This is a genomic window from Pseudomonas sp. FSL R10-2189 (assembly GCF_009600325.1).
Lineage (GTDB): Bacteria > Pseudomonadota > Gammaproteobacteria > Pseudomonadales > Pseudomonadaceae > Aquipseudomonas > Aquipseudomonas helleri.
Genome location: NZ_WIVZ01000032.1, coordinates 34,396 through 58,061, shown reverse-complemented (window position 1 = coordinate 58,061; position 23,666 = coordinate 34,396). Strand labels below are relative to the sequence as shown.

Genomic DNA, 23,666 nt, shown 5'->3' with positions numbered 1-23,666 from the left:
TGCATGTCACTTGCACAAGAGGTCATATCCAATACTTATAAAAAAGTACCTATTCCGTCAGCGACGTAAGGGGAGCACTGCAAGTTATGAAGACCTTCGCGGTACCGGACTGATCACCAGTGACTCACAAGTATGGTTGCAGCGCTGACCATAAAGTTCATAGCTCTTTAACAGTCGGGCAACACCGGCATTGGCCTCCCGTTGTCAATGCCTGCAAGTATTAAGACAAACCTTCGCCATCTACCCTGCCAGCAGACTGTGCGACTACCTCGGCCAGCACTATACCTACGACGCCCGTGGCAACCTGCTTGAACGCCTCGACAACGGCAAAAAAGCCCGCTTCACCTGGGACCTCTACGACCGCCTGACCCGCTACGAAGACGATCGTCTGACCGCCGACTTCGCCTACGACGCACTGGGGCGACGCGTAGCCAATTACTCCAAAGCCCACTGCCCGCCCAGCCCCGGCGACGGCCCGGCGTGGATCGAGCAGCAACAACGCACGCTCAACGCCCAATACGATTGCGGCCGAAACATCTACGGCTGGGACGGCGACAACCTGGCTTACGCATCTCGCCCCCATGAAACCCGCCGACCAACACGGCGCAATCCCGACCCTCCAAACCTAAAACCGATCAACACTCCCACCCCGCATAACCCATCGTCTTTTAACACCAGACAGTGGCCGTTTGGTGCCAACGGTGCGTACTATGACGCCCGTTTCAATAACACTATCCAAGCGCCCCATTCGGCGGTGTATGCCTTGCGCTGACACCTTTTGACTCTTTTGAGAACAGCATGACTTTTGACTTCGATACGCTGCTGGATCGTGCCGGCAGCGGCAGTAAAAAATGGGGCCGCTATCCGGATGAGGTTCTGCCGATGTGGGTCGCGGACATGGATTTTGCCGTCGCGCCGGTCATTCAGCAGGCCTTGCAACAGCGCATCGCACACCCTGCTTTCGGTTATTGCCTGGCTACCGACGCGTTGCGCCACACGCTGGTTGATTACCTTTGGCATAACTATGCCTGGCGGATCGAACCTCAGGATCTGGTGTTTCTGCCGGGTATCGAGCCCGGTGTCAGTATGGCGCTGCGCTCATTGATCGAACCGGGTGCGGGTGTGGTTGTGCAGACCCCAAACTATTCGCCGCTGCGTAATGCCGCCAGCCATTGGCAGTTGCCAAGCATTGAGTTGCCGTTCCAGGCCGATGTCCAAGGCCACTGCTATACCGATATCCCGGCACTGCACGAGGCGTTGGCCAGCGCCGGTGCGCTGCTGTTGAGCAACCCGCACAATCCGTTAGGCAAAAGCTTTTCTGCCGGCGAACTGACAGATATTGGTCATGCCTGTGTCGAGCACAATGCGCTGATCATCAGCGACGAAATTCACGCCGATCTGCAATTCGATGGTCTGCGCCATGTGCCTGTTGCGTCACTTGATCCGCAGTTCGCTCAACGCACGGTGACTCTGATGTCAGCCAGCAAGGCCTATAACATCGCCGGTCTGAAGACCGCGTTTGCGGTGATCCAGAACCCGCAGCTGCGTGAGCGGTTTGATAACGCCCGCGCCGGCATGGTCGACAGTGTGAATGCCTTGGGGCTGGAAGCCACTCGCGCCGCCTACGCCGATGCCAAACCGTGGTTGATCGAGCTGCTGGCTTACCTGCAGGGTAACCGTGATTATCTGCTTGAGGCCGTGCGCTCGCGGCTGCCGGGCATTACCTTGCAGGCGCCGCAAAGCACTTACCTGGCCTGGCTGGACTGCTCGGCCCTGGGCCTGGACGACCCGCAACGTTTTTTCCTCGAAGAAGCCAAGGTTGCCCTGAGCGCCGGGACTGAGTTCGGCGCAGCCTGTCAGCAGTTTGTAAGGCTCAATTTCGGTTGCCCGCGCTCAACCCTGGAAGAAGGTCTGGCCCGGATGGAACGCAGCCTGCGGGGCACCACAAAACCGTAGGAGCGAGCTTGCCTCGCGATCTTTTGATATTAAAAGATCGCAGCCTTCATACCTCAGCAGCGATTACCCGATGTTCATTTCCCTGGCCAGTTCCAGCCAGGCTTTGGCGGCGGGTGGCAAGTGTGCGTTGGCACGCCAGGCCAGGGCGATGTGCCAGTCAGTGTGCGGTTCATCCAGCGGCACCAGAGCAATGCCCGCATGTTGGTGTTTGTGCGCCAGCATGCGCGGTAAGAAGGCCACGCCCAGATCCGCCGCCACCAGGTCGACGATAAAGTCGATCTGCCCGCTGCGGGCCGTAACACGCGGCACTACGCCTTTTCGCTCGCAGGCGGCCATGATCTTTGCGTTCAGTGCAAACCCCGCTTCAAACAGAATGAAGGGCGAGTCCGCGAGATCAGTAAAATCAATGCGCTTGCGCCGCGAAAGCGCATGACCTGCCGGCAGCACCACAATCAACGGCTCATTGCGCACAGCCTGATAATCAAACGCCTCATCCATCGGAATCAACAGCGCCGCCAGGTCAACCTCTCCGGCCTCAAGGCATTCTTGAAGGCGTTTGCTGCCATGCTCAATCAGTTCGATGTCGACCTGCGGATAGCGCTTGCGGTACGTGGCAAACATCGCCGCAAACAGCACGCCACAGCCCACCGGTGGCAAGCCGATGCGCAACCTGCCACGCTTGAGGTCGAGCAGTTCGTTGATTTCAGCGAGCATGTCACTACGCTCAGAGAGCAAAACAAGCGCACGCCGGTAGGCGATCTCACCGGCGGCCGTGAGCTCGACTTTGTGACCGGCGCGGTTAAACAAGGGCGTGCCCAACTCGTCTTCAAGGGACTTGACCGCCTTGCTGACGGTGGACTGCGTCAGTGACACTACCTGCGCCGCCTGCGAGAACCCGCCCTGGCGTACAACCTCGACAAAGGCTCGCAACGTTCTCAGATTCATAGGTATTCCAATTTCGACTTAACATAAGGAATAAAAGTCGTTTTTATCATAATTGGTTTTTGCCTATCTTGAACCCACCTCGGCGACACGGCGCGGTCACTGAGCTCATCTGGTTTTTGAGGAATGATTGACATGATTATTTCATCCGCTTCCGATTATCGTGAAGCCGCTAAACGCAAGTTGCCGCGCTTTCTGTTCGACTACATCGACGGTGGTGCCTACGCCGAGCACACCCTGCGCGCCAACAGCGCCGACCTCTCGTCTATCAGCTTGCGTCAACGCATCCTGCGTAATGTCGAGAGCCTGAGCCTCAAGACCACGCTGTTTGGCCAGGAACACGCAATGCCGGTCATCCTCAGCCCGGTCGGCCTGACCGGCATGTTCGCCCGTCGCGGTGAAGTGCAGGTGGCCAAGGCTGCCGCCAACAAAGGTATCCCTTATTGCCTGTCGACGGTGTCGGTGTGCTCCATTGAAGAGGTGGCGTCGCAGAGCCCGCAGGCGATCTGGTTTCAGTTGTACGTGCTCAAAGACCGCGGCTTTATGCGCAACGCGCTTGAGCGTGCCCAGGCAGCGGGCGTAACGACCCTGGTGTTTACCGTTGACATGCCCACCCCAGGCGCACGCTACCGGGATGCCCACTCCGGGATGTCCGGGCCGTACGCCTCCTCGCGGCGCATCTTGCAAGCCATGACCAAGCCAGGCTGGGCGCTCGATGTGGGTCTGTTGGGTCGCCCTCACGACTTGGGCAATATCACTAAATACCGGGGCAAACCAACCACGCTGGAGGACTACATCGGCTGGCTGGCCAACAATTTCGACGCGTCCATCAGTTGGAAAGACTTGGAATGGATTCGTGAGTTCTGGAAAGGCCCGATGATCATCAAGGGCATCCTGGACCCGCAGGACGCCAAGGATGCGGTGAGTTTCGGCGCCGACGGCATCGTTGTCTCCAACCATGGTGGCCGCCAACTCGATGGCGTGCTGTCCACCGCCAAAGCCTTGCCCGCGATTGCCGACAGCGTGGGCGATGACCTGACCGTCCTCGTCGACTCCGGTATTCGATCCGGGCTGGACGTAGTGCGCATGCTGGCACTGGGCGCAAAAGGATGCTTGCTGGGGCGCTCCAGCGCTTATGCACTGGCGGCTGACGGGCAACACGGGGTTGAAAACCTGCTGGATATCTTCAGCAAGGAAATGCGCGTCGCCATGACGCTCACAGGTGTTACGTCGATTGACCAGATCGACCGCTCAACCCTGACCCATGGCGATTATTGAGAATTCGCTCCCGGCCAGATGCAGTGATCAGGCAGCCAGCCCGCCGTCTATGAGGTAGATGGCGGCAGAAAACGTGACGATCGACAACACGGTACTGATCAAGATGGAGGTCGCGGCCTCGCTCTGATACACACCGGCCTGGTTGGCGAACATGGCCGGTATCGTCGCCGAGGGCAGCGCACTCAACAAAATCATTTGCTGGGCAAACAAACCGTGCCTGCCCAGTACCACCATCGCCCCAAACATCAAGGCCGGCTGAATAAACAGCTTGAGCCCCAGATTGGTCCATACCTCACCCGACATCTTCAGCGTGTCGGTAGACATGATCAAACCCAGACAGAACAGCGAAACCCCAGGTGTCGCCTTGCCCAGAAGGTTGAACGACTCGGCGGCCACGGCGGGCAATTTAAACTCCAGCATAGACAACAGAATGCCCAGCGCAGGCGCCCATACCAGCGGTCGGCGCACTGCCGTTGACAGGCTCGACACAAACGCCTGAACACCGCTGCCTTTGCCATCGGCGATAGTCAGCAACGTGATGGTCAGGGGGATCATGATCAAGGTTGCGACAAGGTTTAAGACGAGCACCGAATAGATGCTCTGCGGCCCGTACATGGCACCCAGGATGGGGATCCCCATAAACGCGGCATCCGGAAAACCGTTGACCAGCCCTTTGAGGGTCGCCGCCTTGAGGTCGCGAAGGCGCAGCCAGCCAATGCCCAGCGCCAGCAGGAACATGCCAATGATGCCAATCACCGTCGCGAAAATGTACTTGAAGTCCAAAAGCTGCGCCCGCGGCGTGTTCGCCATGCCAACGAAAAGCAGAGCCGGCATGATCCAGCCGAGCACCAGGCGGCTGATCAACAAGCTGTCCGAGTGGGTTAACTTCCCGCGCTTACCGGCGATGAAGCCGAGGAGGATGACGCATGCAACAGGCAAAAGAGGCCCTACTATCCTGTCTAACACTTCTTGAATCCTCGACTTTATTTTTATCTCTGGAGTGTGATCCCGACACGTTCGGCACGCGACATCACACCCGGTAACTGCGGCTACCGAACGTTGCACACGCGGGCGATGAATTCGGGGTCAATACTGCGGATCAGATGGCCTAGGCCTGGGCGCCCATACACAGGCGGTTTATCAACCGTGTCGAGCAGCAGTTGTGCTGGGGTGTTGCGCCGTTTGAGCCGGTCACGCGCTAACGCGCTGTCGGTTTCAAAGTCAGCGGAAAGTAATTGAGCTACCGTTGTTCAGCAAATTAAAAAACATGACTTATTCTTCATTTTCGATCTGAGCGGCGCGCAACATTATTGTGATTTTCCGAATAGAGATTGCAGTCAAGCCCTATTTATTCAGCCCAACGAACATGCAAACCTTTAGACAGAGCACGCTTCAGCTCACCCGCACGACTACGCAGGCGTTCCGGGGGCCAGGTTATTTTCTTAAGGGTTTTAACTCATGAACACGTCCAGCAAAAAAGTCGCCATCGTTACCGGATCCTCACGGGGCATTGGCGCAGCCATTGCCGAGCGCCTTGCCTACGATGGTTTCGCAGTGGTGGTCAACTATTCGGGCAATGCGGTGCCAGCCCACGCTCTGGTCGATAAGATCACTCAGCAGGGTGGCAGCGCGCTCGCGGTTCAGGCCGATATCAGCGACAGTGCGGCGGTCCGGCAACTGTTCAAAACCACCCTCGACACCTTCGGCGGCGTCGATGTGCTGGTCAACAACGCAGGGATCATGGCGCTGGCCCCCTTGGGCGACACCGACGACGCGACCTTCGACCGACTGCTGGCGATCAACGTCAAAGGCACCTTCAATACCTTGCGCGAAGCCACCAGGCACCTGCGTGATGGCGGGCGGATCATCAACTTTTCTTCCAGCGTGACCGCCCTGCTGCAACCGACCTATTCGATCTATGCCGCCACCAAAGCCGCAGTAGAAGCCATGACCAGCGTTCTGGCCAAGGAACTGCGCGGCCGCAACATCACCATCAACGCCGTGGCCCCCGGCCCGACGGCAACCGACCTGTTCCTTAACGGCAAACCTCAGGAGGTGATCGATCGCCTGGCCAAACTGGCGCCGCTGGAACGCCTGGGCGAGCCTGCAGATATCGCAGCAGTTGTGTCGTTCCTCTCGGGTCCGGACGGTGCCTGGATCAACGGCCAGACCTTGCGCGCCAACGGCGGGATTATTTGATAAGGGGCTGAGCCTGCCTCCCGCGCGGTTGGCAGCAAACAGGCCCAAAACAGCGTTCTAACGCCTGCGCGCAGGCAAGTCGGTGCAACTGCCGAAGGCAACCTCGGCAGCCATGCCGACCGTCTCACCCAAGGTGGGGTGCGGGTGAAGGGTCTTGCCGATGTCCAGGGCGTCGGCCCCCATTTCGATGGCCAGGCACACTTCACTGATCAAATCACCCGCCCCGGTGCCGACAATGCCGCCGCCGATCACACGCCGCGTGTCGGCATCGAACACCAGTTTGGTCAGGCCTTCATCGCGGCCGTTGGCAATCGCGCGGCCTGATGCGGCCCACGGGAACACCGCCACCTCTACCTTGATGCCTTGGGCTTTGGCTTCTTGCTGAGTCAGCCCGGCCCACGCCACCTCCGGGTTGGTGTAGGCAACCCCGGGGATCTGCAACGCATCAAAATGGCTGCACGCCAGCTCAGGGTTATTCAGGGCCTCACCCGCCGCCACTTCGGCGGCGACATGGCCTTCGTGCACGGCTTTGTGCGCCAGCATGGGCTGGCCAACAATGTCACCGATCGCGAAGATGTGCGGCACAGTGCTGCGCATCTGCTTGTCGACGCGGATAAACCCGCGCTCATCCACATGGACACCGGCCTTGTCAGCGCCGATCCGGTCGCCATTGGGTTTGCGCCCGACCGCGACCAGCACCAAGTCATAACACTGCGGTTCGGCAGGCGCTTGCTCACCGTCAAAGCTCACCCAGATGCCCTGTTCGCTGGCCTCGGCGCTCAACGTGCGGGTATTGACCATCACCCGATCAAAACGCTGTTGGTTGTACTGCTGCCAGACCTTGACCAGGTCGCGATCAGGCCCCTGCATCAGGCCATCCAGCCTTTCGACCACGTCGATGCGTGCACCAAGGGCCGAATAGACGGTGGCCATTTCCAGGCCGATAATCCCGCCGCCCACCACCAGCATGCGCTTGGGCAGCGCCTTGAGTTCAAGGGCGCCGGTGGAGTCCACGATGCGTGGATCATCCGGCATGAACGGCAACGTCATCGGTTGACTACCGGCAGCAATCACGCACTGTTTGAACCGGATCACCTGCTTTTCACCCGTCAGCTCAAGACCTGCGCCCGAGCACAGCGAGACCTCAAGGTGATGCGGGTCCAGAAAACGCCCCACCCCACGCACAACCTCAACCTTTCGCCCCTTGGCCATGCCCGCCAGCCCGCTGGTCAGTGTGTCGACCACCGCCTCTTTGTGACGGCGCAACGTGCCTAGATCAACCTGGCCAACACCAAACTCAATGCCCATGGCGGCCAAGTGCGGCACTTCCTCCATCACCGCAGCGATATGCAGCAACGCTTTGGAGGGGATGCAGCCGACATTCAGACACACGCCGCCCAAGGTGGCATAGCGCTCAACCAGCAGGGTTTTCTGGCCCAGATCGGCCGAGCGAAAGGCCGCCGAATAGCCGCCGGGGCCACCACCCAGCACCAGCACATCGCACTCAACACTCACATCGTTCACCTGACTCATGTGCGCCCTACTCACAGGGTAATTCGACGAAAGTCAGCCAACAGCGCTGCCAGATGCTGAAGGAAACGCGCCGCAGCCGCGCCATCGACCACGCGGTGATCCCACGAAAGCGCCAACGGCAGAACCAGGCGCGGGGCAAACGTCTGGCCATCCCACAAGGGCCTCATCTGTGCCCGGGTCACCCCCAGAATGGCTACTTCCGGGGCGTTGATAATCGGGTTGAAGCCGGTGCCGCCAATCCCGCCCAGGCTGGAAACAGTAAAGGTCCCTCCGCTCATGTCAGCAGGCCCCAATTTGCCGTCCCGGGCCTTTTTTGCCAGTTCTGCGCACTCTGTGGCGATCTGGCCGATGCCTTTGTGCTCGACATCGCGAATCACCGGCACTACAAGCCCATTGGGCGTGTCCGCGGCAAAACCGATGTGGCAGTAGTGCTTCACAATCAGGATCGACTCACCGTCTTCATGGCCCAGTGAACTGTTGAACGCGGGGAAAGCCGTCAGCGTTGCAGCTGCCGCCTTGATCAGAAATGCCAGCAAGGTGTACTTGATCGCCTCCTTGTTGCCCTCCTGATTGAGTTGAACCCTGAATGCCTCCAGGTCGGTGATGTCCACTTCCTCGTTATTGGTGACATGGGGAATCATCACCCAGTTGCGCGACAGGTTGGCCCCCGAGATTTTCTTGATGCGTGGCAGCGCCACTTTTTCAACCGGACCGAACCGGGCAAAATCCACCTCCGGCCACGGCAGCAGGTTGAGCCCGGCGCTTTGCCCAGGGCTATCCAGACGCGCCATGGCGTCCTTGACGAAGCGCTCGACATCCTCGCGCAGCATGCGCCCGCCCTTGCCGGTGGGCACCACGCGCGTCACATCCACCCCCAATTTGCGCGCATAACTGCGCACGGAGGGGCTGGCGTGCGGTTTGGCTGCCGATGGGTTCACCGCCGGGACTGCCGCCGGGGCCGACGGCGCAGTGACAGCCACAGGCGCAACACTGATTTGCGCAGGGCTGCTGACTGCCGGTTGAGGCGCAGGCTCGGCACTCACCGCCACCTGCAACGTCAGCATGAGGCTGCCCCTGGAAACCCGATCACCCTCTTTGACCGTCACCGCCACCACAACCCCAGCCTCGGAGCTGGGTACATCCATCGAAGCCTTGTCCGACTCCAGGGTCAGCAAGGGCTCATCGATTGCCACTGTGTCGCCCGGTTTGACCAACACTTCAATCACCGGGAGGTCTTTGAAGTCCCCAATGTCCGGGACATGAATCTCTCTGATTTCACTCATGACTTACCGCCGCATAAAAAAGGGAAGACAACCGTTAGCGCGTCCAGGGCGCGGGACGATCACCTCACCGTCCAGCCCATAACGCTCAACGGCCTAAGCCAACACCTGTCGCGGTAAACGGCCGTCGCGCACCAGGCCGTCCAAAGCCGCCAAAACGATCTGCTGGCGATCCACTTCAAAGAAGTCACGCAAGGCGGCGCGGGTATCACTGCGGCCAAAGCCATCGGTGCCCAGCGCAATAAAGCGCGCATCGACATAACTGGCGATCAGTTGCGGCCAGGCGCGAACATAGTCAGAGGCGGCAATCACTGGCGCATCGCCAGCCAGCGACGCGCACAGATGGCTGACCTGCTCAGGCTCGGCCGGGTTGAGCCGGTTGTGCCGCTCGACCTCTTGGGCTTCACGCGCCAGCTCGCTGAAACTGGTGACGCTCCACACCTCACTCGTAACCTGCCAATCGGTTGCGAGCATTTCAGACGCAGCGATCACTTCGCGCAAAATAGTCCCGCTGCCCAGCAGCCGAACCGAACCACGGGGCGCGTCAGCCTCTGTCTGTGCATAGCGATACATGCCGCGAATAACCTGGGCTTCAACCCCACTCGGCAGTGACGGCTGGGCGTAGTTTTCGTTCATCACGGTGATGTAATAGAACTCATCGACATCGCGCTCCATCATCTGGCGCATGCCATGGTCGACAATCACCGCCAGCTCACCTGCGAATGCCGGGTCGTAGGCGCGGCAGTTGGGTACGGTGGCCGCCACCACGTGGCTACTGCCGTCCTGATGCTGCAGCCCTTCGCCGCCCAAGGTGGTTCGCCCGGCGGTGGCGCCGAGTAAAAAGCCCCGTGCACGTTGATCCGCCGCAGCCCAAATCAAGTCCGCAACCCGCTGAAAACCAAACATGGAGTAATAGATGTAGAAGGGCAGCATCGGCTTGCCATGGGCACTGTACGAGGTCGCAGCCGCCACCCACGAAGAAATCGCCCCGGCTTCGGTGATGCCCTCCTCCAGCAACTGGCCGTCGCGGGCTTCGCGGTAATAGAGCATGGAGCCAGCGTCTTCTGGCTCGTACAGCTGGCCCAGCGGCGAGTAAATGCCGATCTGACGAAACAGATTGGCCATACCAAAAGTGCGCGCTTCATCCGCCACAATCGGTACGATTCGCGGCCCCAGTTCTTTGTCCTTGAGCAAACCGCCCAGCATGCGGACCACGGCCATGGTGGTGGACATTTCCTTGCCATCCGCTTCAAAGGCGAAACGCGCGTAGTCCGCCATGGCCGGAATGGCGACGTGCTCACTGCCCTTGTTACGCGCAGGCAGATAACCACCCAATGCACTGCGGCGCTCACGCAGATAACGCATTTCCTGGCTGTCTTCAGCTGGGCGATAGAAGCGCAACTGCGCCACATCATCATCCGACAGCGGCAAAGCGAAGCGATCCCGGAAAGCCTTGAGCGCATCGACATCCAGCTTCTTGGCCTGGTGCGAGGTCATGCGTGACTCCCCCGCGCCGCCCATGCCGTAGCCTTTTTTGGTCTTGGCGAGGATGACCGTCGGCTGGCCTTTGTGCGCCTTGGCGGCGGCGAACGCGGCATACAGCTTGCGCAAGTCATGCCCACCACGCTTGAGGGCATCAATCTCGGCATCCGACATGTGCGAGACCAGTGCCTGGATCTCCGGATCCTGCTGGAAGAAGTGCAGCAAATTGTAGGCGCCATCCTTGGAGCCCAACGTCTGGTACTGGCCATCCACCGTCTGGGCGAAGCGTTGCAACAAGGCGTTGTGGGTGTCCCGGGCAAACAGCGGGTCCCAGTCCGAGCCCCAGATCACCTTGATCACATTCCAGCCAGCGCCGGTAAACAGCGCTTCAAGTTCTTGAATGACCTGGCCGTTACCGCGCACCGGGCCATCCAGACGCTGCAAGTTGCAGTTGACGATAAAGGTCAGGTTGTCGAGCTTCTCCCGCGCCGCGAGCGTGAGCCCGGCAATCGACTCGGGCTCATCCATTTCACCGTCACCGAAGACGCCCCAGACATGGCGCTCGGCGGTGTCGGCCAAGTGGCGGTGTTCGAGGTAACGCATGTACCGCGCCTGATAGATCGCACTGATCGGGCCGATACCCATCGAGCCGGTCGGGAATTGCCAGAAGTCCGGCATCAACCAGGGGTGCGGATATGAACTCAGGCCGTTGCCGCCGACTTCCTGGCGATAGTTGGCCAGTTGTTCTTCAGACAAGCGCCCCTCAAGGAACGCACGGGCATAGACCCCAGGCGCCGAGTGCGGCTGGAAAAACACCAGATCGCCGCCATGCTGCTCATCACGGGCACGGAAAAAATGGTTGAACCCCACCTCGAAAATTTCAGCGGCAGAGGCGTAACTGGCGATATGCCCGCCCAGTTCGCCGTAGGCCTGATTGGCGCGCACCACCATGGCCAATGCATTCCAGCGAATGATTGCGGTAATCCGTTCCTCGACGGCCAGGTCGCCCGGGTAAGGCCCCTGGCGTTCAATCGAAAGGGTATTTCGATAGGCCGAGTACGGATGCACCTGCGCGGTGATGCCAAGTGCTCTTGCGTGTTGCTCCAACTGTTTGAGTAAAAACTGGCCGCGCTCGCAGCCAGCCTCCCGTACCACGGCCTCCAGCGACTCCAGCCACTCCCGGGTTTCATCGCGGTCACTGTCAACCGGCACACGTTCGTTTGGCACACCCATGGTGGCCTCCTTGATTATTATTTGAGGGAGCAGCTGTAGTCGCTGTCGAGGCACGAAGGCTGCGATGCGGGCCACAGGACCGCCGATTAATCTCTCGCAGCCTCGTGCCTCGGCAGCGACTACAGGCTTTGGGTGAAGGTGTCGCGGTAGGCGTAAAGGCCCGGGGTGCCGCCGGTCATAACGAACAGCACGTTATCGCCAGCGCGGTAGCGGCCTTGGCGAAGGTCGGCCAGCAGGCCTGCGAAGGCCTTGCCCGAGTACACCGGGTCAACCAGCAGCCCTTCGCAACGGGCCATGAGTTGCACGGCTTCGATCATCGCCGGTGTCGGCAGCCCGTAGCCTTCCCCCAGTTGGCTGCCATCGATATGGATGGCCTGCGGCGCAAGGGTGGCGGCATGACCGAGCAGCGCCAGCGCCTCTTGAGTCAGTTGCCGCGTCCTGCTCGCAGAGGTTTGCTGATCGGCCAGCACCGACCAGGACTTCACGGTCGAAGCCCCACGCCCCAGCAGCTCAAAGCCCGCCGCGAGCCCGGCATGGGTGCCCGCACTGCCATTGGGGATCACCACTTCGGCGAAGTGCACGCCCAACTCGATCTCTTGTTGCGCGATTTCTGCCGTACAACGGGCGTAGCCCAGGCTACCCAACGGCGTCGAGCCGCCAGTGGGAATGACCATGACGTTGCGCCCTGCAGCTCTCAATTCATTGGCCCGGTGCTCAGCGGCGGCCAGGGAGTCGGCCCCCTTGGCCAGCACCTGTAGCCGGGCACCAAACAGCTGATCCAGCAAAACGTTGCCGTTGAGTTCGTAATCGGTGTCGGCCTTGGGCACCGAGCGGGTCAGAATCAACTCGCAGGCCATGCCCAGTCCGGCACACACCGCCGCCGTCAAACGCGCATGGTTGGACTGAATACCACCAACCGTAATCAGCGTATCAACACCGTTTTTCAGCGCGCCGCCGAGATGAAACTCCAGCTTGCGCAGCTTGTTGCCGCCACCGCCGATGTGCATGTGATCATCACGCTTGAGGTAAAGGCCGACGCCTTGCTCGCGCAAGCCCAACGCCTGCTCAAGCCGCTCGGCGCGTTGAATGCGGGTGGCGCCCTGCAACACATCTGCCCGGGGAAAGGCCGCCAAAGCCTTGTCCAGTCTGGTTTGCATGTTCTGTGACCTCATCGCTGATGTTTATTCTTATTTAATATAGGAACAAACCAGCGGGTAATAAACGCACTGAAAGTTAGTACTTGTATAACCTGAGGTTCGCAATCAATGTCGCCTGCTGTTCAGGCGGCAAACTGCGCTATAAGGGTTTTCAGTTTTTTATCTGGACAGCCAGAAGGCATTTTTTATGAGCAAGCTCAGGCAAATGGAAGTCTTTGTGGCGGTCGTCGAGGCGGGCAGTTTTGCTGAGGCTGCGGCTCAGATGGGCATGTCGGCGGTCATGGTCGGGCGGCATATTCAGAGCCTTGAAACAGCCTTAAACACCCGGCTGATTCAGCGAACAACGCGCCGCCAGTCCGTCACCGGTGAAGGCCGGTTGTTCTACGCCGAAGCCAAAACCGCCCTTGAGCAGATCGAGTACGCCTTCAAGCGCGTCGAAGCCTCCACCGACAGACCCAGCGGCCTGCTGCGCGTGACCGCGCCGATGACCCTGGGCAGTGCGTTGATTGGTCCACTCGTCACCGAGTTCATGCAGTTGTACCCCGAGATACAGATTGAGCTGATCTTGAGCAATAAGGTCGTAGACCTCTACGAAAGCTCATTTGATCTGGGCTTCAGGATTTCCGAACGGGTGGACGTCAACCTCGTCTGCAGGCCACTGCCGCCCTACCGGATGGTGATCTGCGCGGCGCCCAAATACCTGGCCACCTGGCAGGCGCCGCAGACCCCGGAGGATCTGTCCACACACCGGATTTTGACCCACACCTCGTGGAACAATCGCTTTGCCTGGCCCTTGCGCCAAGGCAACAAGGACGTTCCGTGGCCCGAGCAGGCGGTCCTCAAAAGCAACGATGGCAAGGTACTGCTTGAAGCGGCCATTGCCGGCTGCGGGATCTTGATGCAGCCCAACTTTCTGGTAGCTGCGGCATTGGCCAGTGGCGAGCTGGTGCCGCTGATGAGTGCCTGTGCACCGGAGCCCAAGCCGGTGCAAATGGTCTATTTGCGTTCAAAAAAATCACTGCCCAAGCTGAATGCCTTTGTCACGTTCATCAGCGAACGGCTGGGCTCGTCCACGCCTGAGCAACACGCTCACTGACCGAAAATAGACGTCCGATGCTCAATCCACTTGAGCAACTCTTCAGCCCCCACCGATTGCGGCTTGTTGAGCTTGACCAACAGCCGGGCATGCACATTCTGGAACAGCGGGTGATCGATTGAGCGGGTCACCAGCGCGCCGCTGACCCGGTCGTTGAAGGCCGAGAACTCGCTCATCATGGTTACCGCATCACCGCTCATCACATACCGCCTGAGGGCCGTCAGGGAGTTGGTGACCATGGCCGGGCGAATGGACAGGTTTTCGGTATGCAGCACGAGCTGAATGATCTGCCCCAGGCCGTATTCCGACGGCATCACTGCCAACGGGTAACGCAAGATGTCTTCCAGCTTCAACGGCTCGCTGAGCTGCGCCAACGGATGGCCCGAACGCATCAGTAAACGAACCGGCTGCAAGGACGACGCGCGATAGGTCACGTCAGGGTGCGCCGGGGGGTTGTAGGCCAGGCCAATACTCGCGGCGCTTTGCGCGACTTCTTCAAGCACGCTGTTGACCGGCAACACGTCCAGCGTGATGCGAATGCCGGGATAGGTGTCGGTGAACTCACTCAAGACCTTATCGATCAGCAAGTCGATAAAGCCCTCGCTGATCACAATCCGGATATCCCCTTCCCTCAAACCTTTGAGCCCGCGCAAGCGGTCTTCGAGGTGTTCTTGCTGCGCCTGGCAGCCACGCCAGAACTCCAAAAGAAACTGCGCCGCTTCAGTGGGCACCACACCGCGTGCTTGGCGTTCAAACAAGACGCTGCCGACCTCTTCCTCCAGCAATTGAATTTGCCGGGTAATCACAGAAGGCGCGGTGTTCAGATTCTCCGCCGCCCCGCGAATGGAGCCGCTGGAAAGGACTTCATAGAAATAGCGCATTCGACGTTGATTCAGATCTCTCACGATAAACCTGCTGCTCAATGACTGTTGCTTACAGAGCAACGCTAGCATTAAAAAGTTGCTCTTGCTCACCCAAGGTTTCCACTTGAATATCGATCGAACAATAAAAAGATCCCGTGGAGAGCCGTATGCACAGCAGCAAGCCAGCGAGTGAGCTTTCAGCCATCTATCGAAAGATTGACTGGCGGTTATTACCTTTTTTGCTCGTGTGTTACTTCGTGGCGTATCTGGACCGGGTCAATGTGGGCTTTGCGAAGTTGCAAATGCAAAGCGACCTGAACTTGTCCGATGCCGCTTATGGGTTGGGCGCCGGTATCTTTTTTATCGGCTACGCCTTGTTCGAGACGCCGAGCAATCTGCTGCTGCCCAAGATCGGCGCACGCAAGACCCTCAGTCGAGTGATGATCTTATGGGGCACCACATCGGCCTGCATGATGTTCGTCGAAACGGAGCGGGCGTTTTACGTCTTGCGCTTTTTCCTCGGGGTGTTTGAGGCTGGTTTCGCGCCGGGCATGTTGTTCTATTTAACCTATTGGTACGGCCGCGAACGGCTGGGGCAAGTGCTGGCAATCGTCATGCTGGCAGCGCCGCTGGGCGGGATCTTTGGCGCGCCGCTATCGGTGTGGCTGATGACTGCGTTCGAAGGCGTACACGGTTTGTCCGGCTGGCAATGGATGTTCTTTCTGGAAGCCATCCCCGCTGTGCTGCTGGGTGTGCTTGCGCTGAAAGTGCTGAGTGACAAACCGGCCACCGCGCCCTGGTTAAGTGAACCTGAAAAACAGGCACTGGCGGCGCACATCGGCACAGGTCGGGGCGGCCACCATTCGTTCAAACAGGTATTGAAAGACCCACGGGTTTACCTGATGGCTGCGGGGTATTTCTGTTTGATCTGCGGCATCTATGCCATGAGTTTCTGGCTGCCGACCATCATCAAAGAGTCAGGTATCCACGACACCATGCAGATCGGCTGGTACTCGGCCATTCCGTATATTGGCGCCATGGCGGGCATGTTGATCTTTGCCCGGACCTCCGACCGTTTCTATGAACGGCGCTGGCACACAGCCCTTCCGGCATTGATAGGTGCGATCTGCCTGACCGCGTCGGTGATCTACAAGACCCACTTCGGGTTATCACTGCTGTTCCTGACCTTGGCCACCACCATGATGTGGTCCGCCTACACGGTGTTTTGGGCCATCCCTTCGCAGCACTTAAAGGGTGACGCGGCCGCAGGCGGCATTGCCGTCATCAATACCATCGGGCTTACCGGTGGTTTCCTCAGCCCGACGCTGATGGGCTATGTCAAAACGGCCACGGGCAACTCTGACTCGGGCCTGGTGTTCATCTCGGTGATTCTGCTGGTGGGGGCCGTGCTGCTGGCCGCGAACAAACCTGAACACGCTCAGCAAAGAGCAACGTCTACCCAAACCGTTTAAACCCATAATAAAAAGGTGTCTTTACTGTCATGGCCTATCGAATCCTGGTGGCTGGTTTCCAGCATGAAACCAATACCTTCGCGCCCTCCAAAGCAGAATACGAAAACTTCGTCAGGGGCGAAGGTTTCCCGCAAATGGTCAGGGGCGCGGACGTGCTGAAATTACGCGAGGTCAACATCCCCGCAGGCGGCTTTCTGATTGAGGCCGAACGATTGGGCTATGAGGTGGTTCCGGTGATCTGGGCCGGGGCCAGCCCGTCAGCCCATGTCACCCAGGCAACCTACGAGCGCATTGCCAAAGAAATTATTCAGGCGGCTGCCAGCCAGACACTGGACGGCCTCTATCTGGACCTGCATGGCGCCATGGTTGCCGAACATACCCATGACGGTGAAGGCACACTGCTGAGCCGGCTGCGTGCCGTGGTGGGGCCGGACATACCGATCGTGGTTTCACTGGACCTGCACGCCAACGTGACCGATTTGATGCTCGAACAGGCCGATGCCATGATTGCCTTTCGAACCTATCCCCACGTGGACATGGCTGAAACCGGCATAAAAGCCGCGCAACTGCTTGATCTGCGACTGCGTTGCGGGAAACTGCAGCACGCCAGTCTGCGATTGCCCTTCCTGATTCCGGTCAACGGCATGTGCACCCTGCTGGAGCCCGCGCGCAGCCTTTACCAGCAACTGGAGCACCTTGAGTCTGAAGGCCTGTCGCTGTCCTTCACCCCCGGCTTTCCGGCCGCCGATTTCGAAGAGTGCGGGCCGGTCATCTGGGGCTATGGGCTGGATCCGCAGGCGCTGCAAGCCGCCGTCGGCACTCTGTATGACAAGCTGGTCGGCGAAGAAGATCAGTGGGAAGTGCCGCTACTGCTTCCAGACGATGCCGTGCGCCAGGCCATGGCATTGGCAGCGTCGGCCCAACGCCCCATCGTAATTGCAGACACCCAGGACAACCCCGGCGCAGGTGGCGACGCCAATACCATGGGCATGCTCAAAGCCCTGTTAAGCCATCAGGCGCGTAACGCTGCCATCGGTTTGATCTATGATCCTGCAGCGGTTCAGGCCGCGATTGCCGTCGGGCTGGGCGGTTTTATTGACATCGCGCTGGGTGGGCAATCCGGCGTGCCGGGGGATGAGCCATTACAAGGCCGCTTTGAAGTCACCCACCTGTCTGACGGCCGCTGCCGCTTCGAAGGCCCCATGATGAATGGCATGGACGTTGATGTCGGCCCGGTGGCGGGTCTGAAAATCGACGATGTGAGCATTGCCGTCAGCTCAAGCAAATGCCAGATGCTGGACCGTACCCTGTACCGGCTGGCCGGCATCGACCCTGAAAAAAAGAGCGTGCTGGTCAACAAAAGCTCCGTGCATTTTCGCGCCGACTTCCAACCCATCGCCGAGCACATCCTGGTGGCCAAAGCACCCGGTCCGATGACCGCAGATCCGGCGGACATCCCGTGGACAAGGTTGCGTGAAGGCATCCGCTTAAAGCCCAACGGGCCTGCGTTTCATCACTGAATCAAAAAGGATGACCTGAGCATTTCGTGCAGATGCACTGCCGCATGATGGGACGTATCCGTCAGCAGATAAACGTGATGCTCAGGCAGGCCAGGCAACGCCATCTGAAGAATCAGCGAACCGTCATCGGCCGCCCCCTGGGCTTCCACAATGCCCAACGCCAAACCGCTTCTCACACACGCCAATACAGCGTGGGAATTGGCACTCTCCAGCAGGATCCGGTAACGGATCCCGGCGGCTTTCAAGATCGCCAGCGCTGACTCCCGGTACGGGCAGCCACTCAATTGCAGGGCAATGGGCAAAGGCTGATCTGGATCGTACTTGAAGCCAGCAGCCGCCGCCCAGCACGGCTGTGTCGAACGCAGCCTCTCAGCATGGCTCAACTGCTCATGACTGACAGCGATGGTCAGGTCCAGTTGCTTGCGTGCAAACAGGTCGAGCAGTTCAGTACTGGATTTGACCACCACTTCAAGCTCCAGAGCCGGATTGCCCGCGACGAACAGCGGTAAAAAGTCCGCCATCAATTGCTCGGCATAACCGTCCGGCACTCCCATACGAACCTTGCCCGTCATCAGTTGTGGCGACAACGTTGCCAACAGCCGGTCATGGGCCATCAAAAAGCGCGTGGTTTCGCCCAACAGTTGCCGCCCCGCGGGTGTCAACTCAACGAGTTGATTGTTGCGGACCAAAAGTTGATGCCCAACCTTTGCCTCAAGTTTCTGGATCTGCGTTGTCACTGCCGAAGGGCTGCGATGGACGTAATCGGCCGCATCCTTGAAGCGCCTGAACCTGGCCACGGCCTGGAAGGTTCTGAGCACATCAATGTCGAGGGCTCTGCCCATGAGGTCACCTGATTTCGTTATGTCGAACCAGCAATTCGATTTATTCAACTGTACAGGGTTTACACCCACTCCTATGGTGGGGTCAACACATGCCAGCCACTGAACGCGCAACCTCAACCGGAGCAAACAAGACCACTCAAACCACCGTATGGAGTGACACCGATGAGCCTGAATGACTTTGTTGTAGATGCCCTCATACGCACCGAACGCTATAAGAACACCCGACTATGGACCGTTGAGAACCACGCCAAGTACTCGACACTGACCGCCCCCCTGGCCAGTTCTTGCAACCCTTCGCGCTTCAACTTGCAAATATTTCAGCTCATGTGCGCCTTGAATCAGCAAGGCATGGCCGAGGATGGGCTGTGTGCCGACGCCCAAGGCCAGGGCGCACTCAAAGACATTCTCGGCACGCTTGCCGAGCGTCTGGCCCTGCTGAGCGAGAATCGCCATGTGCACTATGTTGAATTAGGCCCTGAACCGATCAAAACCGCGCACTTGCTGGGGCGGATCACTGAGGCTTGCACCTCCCTGCGCTATACCGCCATCGACATCAATCAGACCTCAGAAAGCGTAATGCGTGACGCGGTGTTTCCAATCGTGGAACAGCATGGCAGCTTCAATTACATCGCCGCCGACTATCGAACCGTTGAACGTGCCGACCTGCATCATGAGCAGGACATTACCCTGATTACCTTGCTTGGCTTTCAAGAAGGCAACGAGTTGCCGGTGACCACCGGACGACTCATTCGCAGCCTCGCGAGCGACGCCACATACATCATTTCGGAGATGCAGATCTACGAAGAAGGGCTGCAAAGCAACATCCACGCTTTTTATGCCAACCCGCACATGATCAGGTTTTCGCAGGTAGTTGCCCTGCAGCAAGGCTTCATCCCGCTGGATGAGCATGCTGTCACCCTCGTGAGATTCAAACTGCTGGATGAGCTGATCCATGTGGCCGTCACCCTGCAACCCGTTGAGAAGGGACGCCAACAAGGCTGCCTGCTGACCAATATCTGCCTCAAATACACCCCTGAACAGTTCCGTCGCATCAGATCCCGACACTGCAACTGCAGCGTGCTGGATGAGTTCGCCAGCGGTGATGGCTCTGTGCGTTATCAGATTGCCAAATACCTCCAATAGCAACACCACAGGGAGCCATGAACCATGGATCACACAGACCCGCTACCCCTGTTTGAGCGCGGCGTCGGGCGAGTAAAACTGGCGCTGAAATCCACGTTGAGAAAAAGGTCGCGCAGTGCCTCGCCCGCTGCCGACGAGCAAGCGCTCTGGCGTGACGACCTGCTCTGCCAGGCAAACCTTACGATCAGCGATGCGCGAACACTTGCCGACCTGGGCTACGCCTTGAGCCCGCACCCCGACATACCGGCCGAAACGATCACCGCAGTGGCTTGCGCGCACCGGTTGTTCACGCCCGAAGCCGTGGCGACTCTTCAAGACATCTGCACGCGTCTGGAAGAACATGCAGATGACAGCGACTGGATCATTTCCCGGCGCACACGCGCAGTCACCACGCTATCGCCGTTCATCAACGCCATGATGAACAGTCGCCGCTTCCTGTTGGCCATCTCGCGCATTGCGGGCGTCCCCCTGGTGCCCTACCCCATGCTCAATGCCCGGTCGCAGATCAATTATTTCTATCCCAAGCCTGAGCATGAACAGCAGCAACTCGGTATGTGGCATACCGACGGCACCAACTATGTGCTGAACATTGTGCTAACGCGCTCGTCAGACTACACCGGCGGAGAATTCGTCTTTCATAACAGCACTGTCGAGTCTTTCGACGCCCTTAATCACCGTACGTTCGAAACCGCCCCGCTGATCGAACCCGGTGATGCGCTATTCATTTATGGCAGTCGATTGTTTCATGGCGTTCGGCCAGTAAGCACCGGCCGACGCATGTCGTTGGTGCTGTCCTTCCACTGCCCTTACGCCCGTGAAGATTCCAATCAGTTCTGGCACCTCGCCTCAGACGACGGCATCCCCGCGACCATTCCCAACTGGTTAAAACTGCGCTGGGCCTTACATCGCTCAGCCGCCAGACAATTCGCGCGTATCGGTATCACCCCCATTACCTTCGAAGAACTGCGCTATCCAGAGAGTTGACTATGTCACGCAGCACGCTGTATCTGTTTTCACTGCAAGCCGTCTTCGTCCTGTCCTGGAGTTCGGGCTTTATCGGCGCGCGCTTGGGCACTGAAGATGCTGGCGCCATCAACCTGCTGTTCTGGCGGTTCCTGCTGGTCACTGCGTGTTTGCTGCCGTTTGTCTGGCAGCGACTGTGGGCATTGTCCCGGGCACAGGTGCGCTATAACGCCATCATAGGCTTCCTGTCTCAGTTCGCTTACCTGGTCAGTGTCTATATCGCCATACGTGGCGGCCTGCCCGCCGGGATAGCGGCGATTATCTGCGCACTGCAGCCACTGATCACCGCCGCCCTGGCCGCACGGGGCAACCACGAGCGCAGCGGCTTGCAGGAATGGCTTGGGCTGGTGATCGGATTCAGCGGAGTCGGCATCGTGATCTGCGGCGAGTATGCCCTGTCCGACAACAACATCGGCATTGGCCTGTATGCCCTGCCATTGATCGCGGCGATCACCCTGTCTATCGCCACGCTGTATCAGCGCCAGCAATCGGTATTGGCAACCGGACACAGCAAGGACGGCCAGCTAATGCCACTGTTTCTACAATCGGCCACCACGCTGGTCCTGCTGTCCGCTGCCGGTTTGGCACTGAATGACATCCATGTACCCACCCAGGCCAATGTCTGGGTGGCCGTCGGCTGGTTGACGCTGTTCTCAACGTTTATTGCCTACCTCAGCCTGTGGACCCTGCTCAAGCGAATGTCCGCTACTCGCGTGTCGGCGCTGGTCTATCTGGAGCCGCCGGTCACCTTGCTGTGGGCCGCCCTGATGTTTGGCGACGCCCTGCACTGGACCACCTACGTGGGCATTTTGGTGGTGGCCACTGGAGTCCTGATTACCCGGCGGCGCAGCCATGCCTGCGCCGTTTGCAGTGAAGCGTGAGAAGGAAATCAAACTGGGCGACGAGCAATCAGTGGGCAATGCACACCGATTTAAGCTCAGTACAGGCCTCAATCACTGAACGGCCAAATTCACGCCCCATGCCCGATTGTTTAACACCCCCAAATGGCATCGCCGGGTCCAGCAGGACATGGGCGTTGACCCACACGGTGCCGGCTTCGATGCGTGGTACCAGGTTAAGCGCCTTGGTCAGGTCGTTGGTCCAGAGGCTGGCAGCCAGGCCGTAGCGGTTGTCGTTGGCCAGTTCAATCGCGGTGTCCTCATCGTCAAACGGCATGACAGCCAGCACAGGACCAAACACTTCCTCGCGGGCCACCGCCATGCTGTGGTCAATGTCTGCGAGGATGGTCGGCTGCACATAAAACCCCTCACCTTCCAGCGATTCCCCCCCCAACACCACGCGCGCACCTTGCTTGCGCGCCAGTTCGATGTGCTTGAGTACGCTCTGTTGCTGTTTACGCGACACCAAAGGGTTGATCGCTGCATCGCAGTTCATGCCCGCGCCCATCGGCAGGGCCGAGACTGCAGCGGCCAGCCCTTCGACAAAGCGATCGTGAATCGAGCGGTGCACATAGAAGCGCGATGCCGCAGCACACACCTGGCCATTGTTCAACAGACCGCCAAGAATCGCGCCCTGGATGGCTTTTTCGACGTCAGCATCGGCCAGGATGATCATCGGGTTCTTGCCGCCCAGTTCCAGGGCAAACCGGGTCATATTCTCCATACAGGCCACGCCAACACTTTTGCCCACAAGGGTGGAGCCGGTGAACGACACCTTGCTCACCAGTGGGTGGCTGGTCAACCTACCGCCGACTGAGGCGCCACCGCCGGTCACCACGTTGAATACGCCAGCCGGAATACCCGCCTCAACCGCCAGTTCAGCCAGGCGCATGGCGGTCAGCGGGGTTTCCATCGCTGGTTTGATGATCACCGTGCAACCGCTGGCAAGCGCTGGCATCAGTTTCCAGGCGGCGATCATCAGCGGGAAGTTCCACGGCACGATACCCACCAGCACACCGACCGGTTCACGCTTGGTGAACGTGGTGAACTTCGCCCCCTGCGGAAGCGGAATCGACACATCAAAGGTCTGGCCTTCGATTTTCGTCGCCCAACCGGACATGTAGCGCATGAATTCAACGGTGGCATTGAGGTCCAGCGCCCGCGCCATATTGATCGACTTGCCCTGACTCAGCGTTTCAAGTTGCGCCAGTTCCTCAGCGTGTTCTTCAACCAGGCGAGTGAAATTCAGCAGGATCCGTTCGCGATCGGCCGGACGCAAACCAGACCACACACCCGATCTGAAAGCCGCGCGAGATGACTGTACAGCCCGTTCAACCAGGTGCGGCGGCGCATCCAGGGTTTCGCACAGCACTTGACCGGTCGCCGGGTTGAGTACTGCAATGGTTTGCCCATCTGCCACTACCCATTGGCCGTCAATAAAGCAGCCATGGCGACGGTCAAGGAATGCGGCAACCTGCGGCAGGATTTCAACGTTGCTCATAAAGCACCTTTCTTTTAATTGAGTTGCAAGCCGTTCACTGTGACCGGCAAGGTTGACGCGATTGTCGATGCTCAACGCCAAGCCGGGTTTTCCCTGCGTGCCAGTTGTATTGGCTGATTTGCCAAACGTTGCGCAACCTGGATCGCAGGCAGAACAACGGTTGCGAATATGGCGGCCTGACAATTCAGGCACGCAGCACAAGGATTTTGGCGAGAATCCAAAAGCATCCCTCCACGCGCTGTAGCAA

Annotated in this window: 19 protein-coding genes; 10 read left to right on the top strand and 9 right to left on the bottom strand. The window is 59.0% G+C overall.

The window, feature by feature from the left end:
- The first annotated feature begins 190 nt into the window (after positions 1-190).
- A complete protein-coding gene (locus GHO32_RS20275) occupies positions 191-772 on the top strand; it encodes a hypothetical protein (protein WP_153334925.1) in 582 nt (193 codons plus the stop codon).
- A 26-nt stretch (positions 773-798) separates the two neighbouring features.
- Positions 799-1,956 carry a MalY/PatB family protein gene (locus GHO32_RS20270; protein WP_153334924.1) on the top strand — a complete coding sequence of 386 codons (1,158 nt, stop codon included), beginning with the start codon at positions 799-801 and terminating at the stop codon, positions 1,954-1,956.
- A gap of 63 nt (positions 1,957-2,019) precedes the next feature.
- Here GHO32_RS20270 and GHO32_RS20265 read toward each other — a convergent pair whose 3' ends face one another.
- Positions 2,020-2,901 (bottom strand): LysR family transcriptional regulator, encoded by an 882-nt coding sequence (locus GHO32_RS20265; RefSeq protein ID WP_153334923.1) that lies wholly within the window; start codon positions 2,899-2,901, stop codon positions 2,020-2,022.
- Between the two features lie 132 nt (positions 2,902-3,033).
- Here GHO32_RS20265 and lldD point away from each other — a divergent pair, with 132 nt between their 5' ends.
- On the top strand, positions 3,034-4,176 hold the full coding sequence (gene lldD / locus GHO32_RS20260; RefSeq protein ID WP_153334922.1) for an FMN-dependent L-lactate dehydrogenase LldD: 1,143 nt from the start codon (positions 3,034-3,036) through the stop codon (positions 4,174-4,176).
- A 27-nt stretch (positions 4,177-4,203) separates the two neighbouring features.
- On the opposite strand, the gene GHO32_RS27240 is transcribed toward lldD, so the two are convergent.
- Positions 4,204-5,142 (bottom strand): AEC family transporter, encoded by a 939-nt coding sequence (locus GHO32_RS27240; RefSeq protein ID WP_368668514.1) that lies wholly within the window; start codon positions 5,140-5,142, stop codon positions 4,204-4,206.
- 492 nt (positions 5,143-5,634) lie between these two features.
- On the opposite strand from GHO32_RS27240, the gene GHO32_RS20250 reads away from it, so the two are divergent.
- The gene (locus GHO32_RS20250; protein ID WP_153334920.1) at positions 5,635-6,375 is read left to right on the top strand and encodes an SDR family oxidoreductase; all 741 of its coding nucleotides are present in this window, start codon (positions 5,635-5,637) and stop codon (positions 6,373-6,375) included.
- A gap of 57 nt (positions 6,376-6,432) precedes the next feature.
- Here the strand turns inward: GHO32_RS20250 and lpdA are convergent, their stop codons facing one another.
- From lpdA to GHO32_RS20230, 4 genes are all read right to left on the bottom strand, one after another.
- Positions 6,433-7,908, bottom strand: a complete 1,476-nt coding sequence (gene lpdA, locus GHO32_RS20245; protein WP_218576902.1) for a dihydrolipoyl dehydrogenase — start codon at positions 7,906-7,908, stop codon at positions 6,433-6,435.
- Between the two features lie 11 nt (positions 7,909-7,919).
- Entirely contained in the window at positions 7,920-9,191 is a 1,272-nt protein-coding gene (gene aceF / locus GHO32_RS20240) for a dihydrolipoyllysine-residue acetyltransferase (protein ID WP_153334919.1), read from the bottom strand.
- A 93-nt stretch (positions 9,192-9,284) separates the two neighbouring features.
- Complete coding sequence (mdeB, locus tag GHO32_RS20235) at positions 9,285-11,903, bottom strand: alpha-ketoglutarate dehydrogenase (protein WP_153334918.1); 2,619 nt, start codon at positions 11,901-11,903, stop codon at positions 9,285-9,287.
- A 119-nt stretch (positions 11,904-12,022) separates the two neighbouring features.
- On the bottom strand, positions 12,023-13,060 hold the full coding sequence (locus GHO32_RS20230; RefSeq protein WP_153334917.1) for a D-cysteine desulfhydrase family protein: 1,038 nt from the start codon (positions 13,058-13,060) through the stop codon (positions 12,023-12,025).
- Between the two features lie 187 nt (positions 13,061-13,247).
- Between GHO32_RS20230 and GHO32_RS20225 the strand changes: the two genes are divergently transcribed.
- On the top strand, positions 13,248-14,156 hold the full coding sequence (locus GHO32_RS20225) for a LysR family transcriptional regulator (protein WP_153334916.1): 909 nt from the start codon (positions 13,248-13,250) through the stop codon (positions 14,154-14,156).
- On the opposite strand, the gene GHO32_RS20220 is transcribed toward GHO32_RS20225, so the two are convergent.
- Positions 14,150-15,061, bottom strand: coding sequence for a LysR family transcriptional regulator (locus GHO32_RS20220; RefSeq protein WP_123749554.1), 912 nt, complete (start codon positions 15,059-15,061; stop codon positions 14,150-14,152). The genes GHO32_RS20225 and GHO32_RS20220 overlap by 7 nt on opposite strands.
- A gap of 125 nt (positions 15,062-15,186) precedes the next feature.
- On the opposite strand from GHO32_RS20220, the gene GHO32_RS20215 reads away from it, so the two are divergent.
- Together GHO32_RS20215 and GHO32_RS20210 are read left to right on the top strand one after the other, a co-directional pair.
- The gene (locus tag GHO32_RS20215; protein WP_153334914.1) at positions 15,187-16,491 is read left to right on the top strand and encodes an MFS transporter; all 1,305 of its coding nucleotides are present in this window, start codon (positions 15,187-15,189) and stop codon (positions 16,489-16,491) included.
- A 29-nt stretch (positions 16,492-16,520) separates the two neighbouring features.
- Positions 16,521-18,011, top strand: coding sequence for a M81 family metallopeptidase (locus GHO32_RS20210; RefSeq protein WP_153334913.1), 1,491 nt, complete (start codon positions 16,521-16,523; stop codon positions 18,009-18,011).
- Here the strand turns inward: GHO32_RS20210 and GHO32_RS20205 are convergent.
- Positions 18,005-18,853, bottom strand: coding sequence for a LysR substrate-binding domain-containing protein (locus GHO32_RS20205; protein WP_048390670.1), 849 nt, complete (start codon positions 18,851-18,853; stop codon positions 18,005-18,007). The two genes, GHO32_RS20210 and GHO32_RS20205, sit on opposite strands and share 7 nt — an antisense overlap.
- Before the next feature lie 162 nt (positions 18,854-19,015).
- Between GHO32_RS20205 and GHO32_RS20200 the strand changes: the two genes are divergently transcribed.
- The 3 genes from GHO32_RS20200 to GHO32_RS20190 are packed head-to-tail and all read left to right on the top strand — an operon-like array spanning position 19,016 to position 21,900.
- Complete coding sequence (locus GHO32_RS20200; protein WP_153334912.1) at positions 19,016-19,996, top strand: hypothetical protein; 981 nt, start codon at positions 19,016-19,018, stop codon at positions 19,994-19,996.
- Positions 19,997-20,020: 24 nt separating this feature from the next.
- Positions 20,021-20,980 (top strand): 2OG-Fe(II) oxygenase, encoded by a 960-nt coding sequence (locus tag GHO32_RS20195; RefSeq protein ID WP_153334911.1) that lies wholly within the window; start codon positions 20,021-20,023, stop codon positions 20,978-20,980.
- Between the two features lie 2 nt (positions 20,981-20,982).
- A complete protein-coding gene (locus GHO32_RS20190) occupies positions 20,983-21,900 on the top strand; it encodes a DMT family transporter (protein ID WP_153334910.1) in 918 nt (305 codons plus the stop codon).
- Between the two features lie 28 nt (positions 21,901-21,928).
- On the opposite strand, the gene GHO32_RS20185 is transcribed toward GHO32_RS20190, so the two are convergent.
- Positions 21,929-23,419, bottom strand: a complete 1,491-nt coding sequence (locus GHO32_RS20185) for an aldehyde dehydrogenase family protein (protein WP_153334909.1) — start codon at positions 23,417-23,419, stop codon at positions 21,929-21,931.
- Positions 23,420-23,666 lie beyond the last annotated feature (247 nt).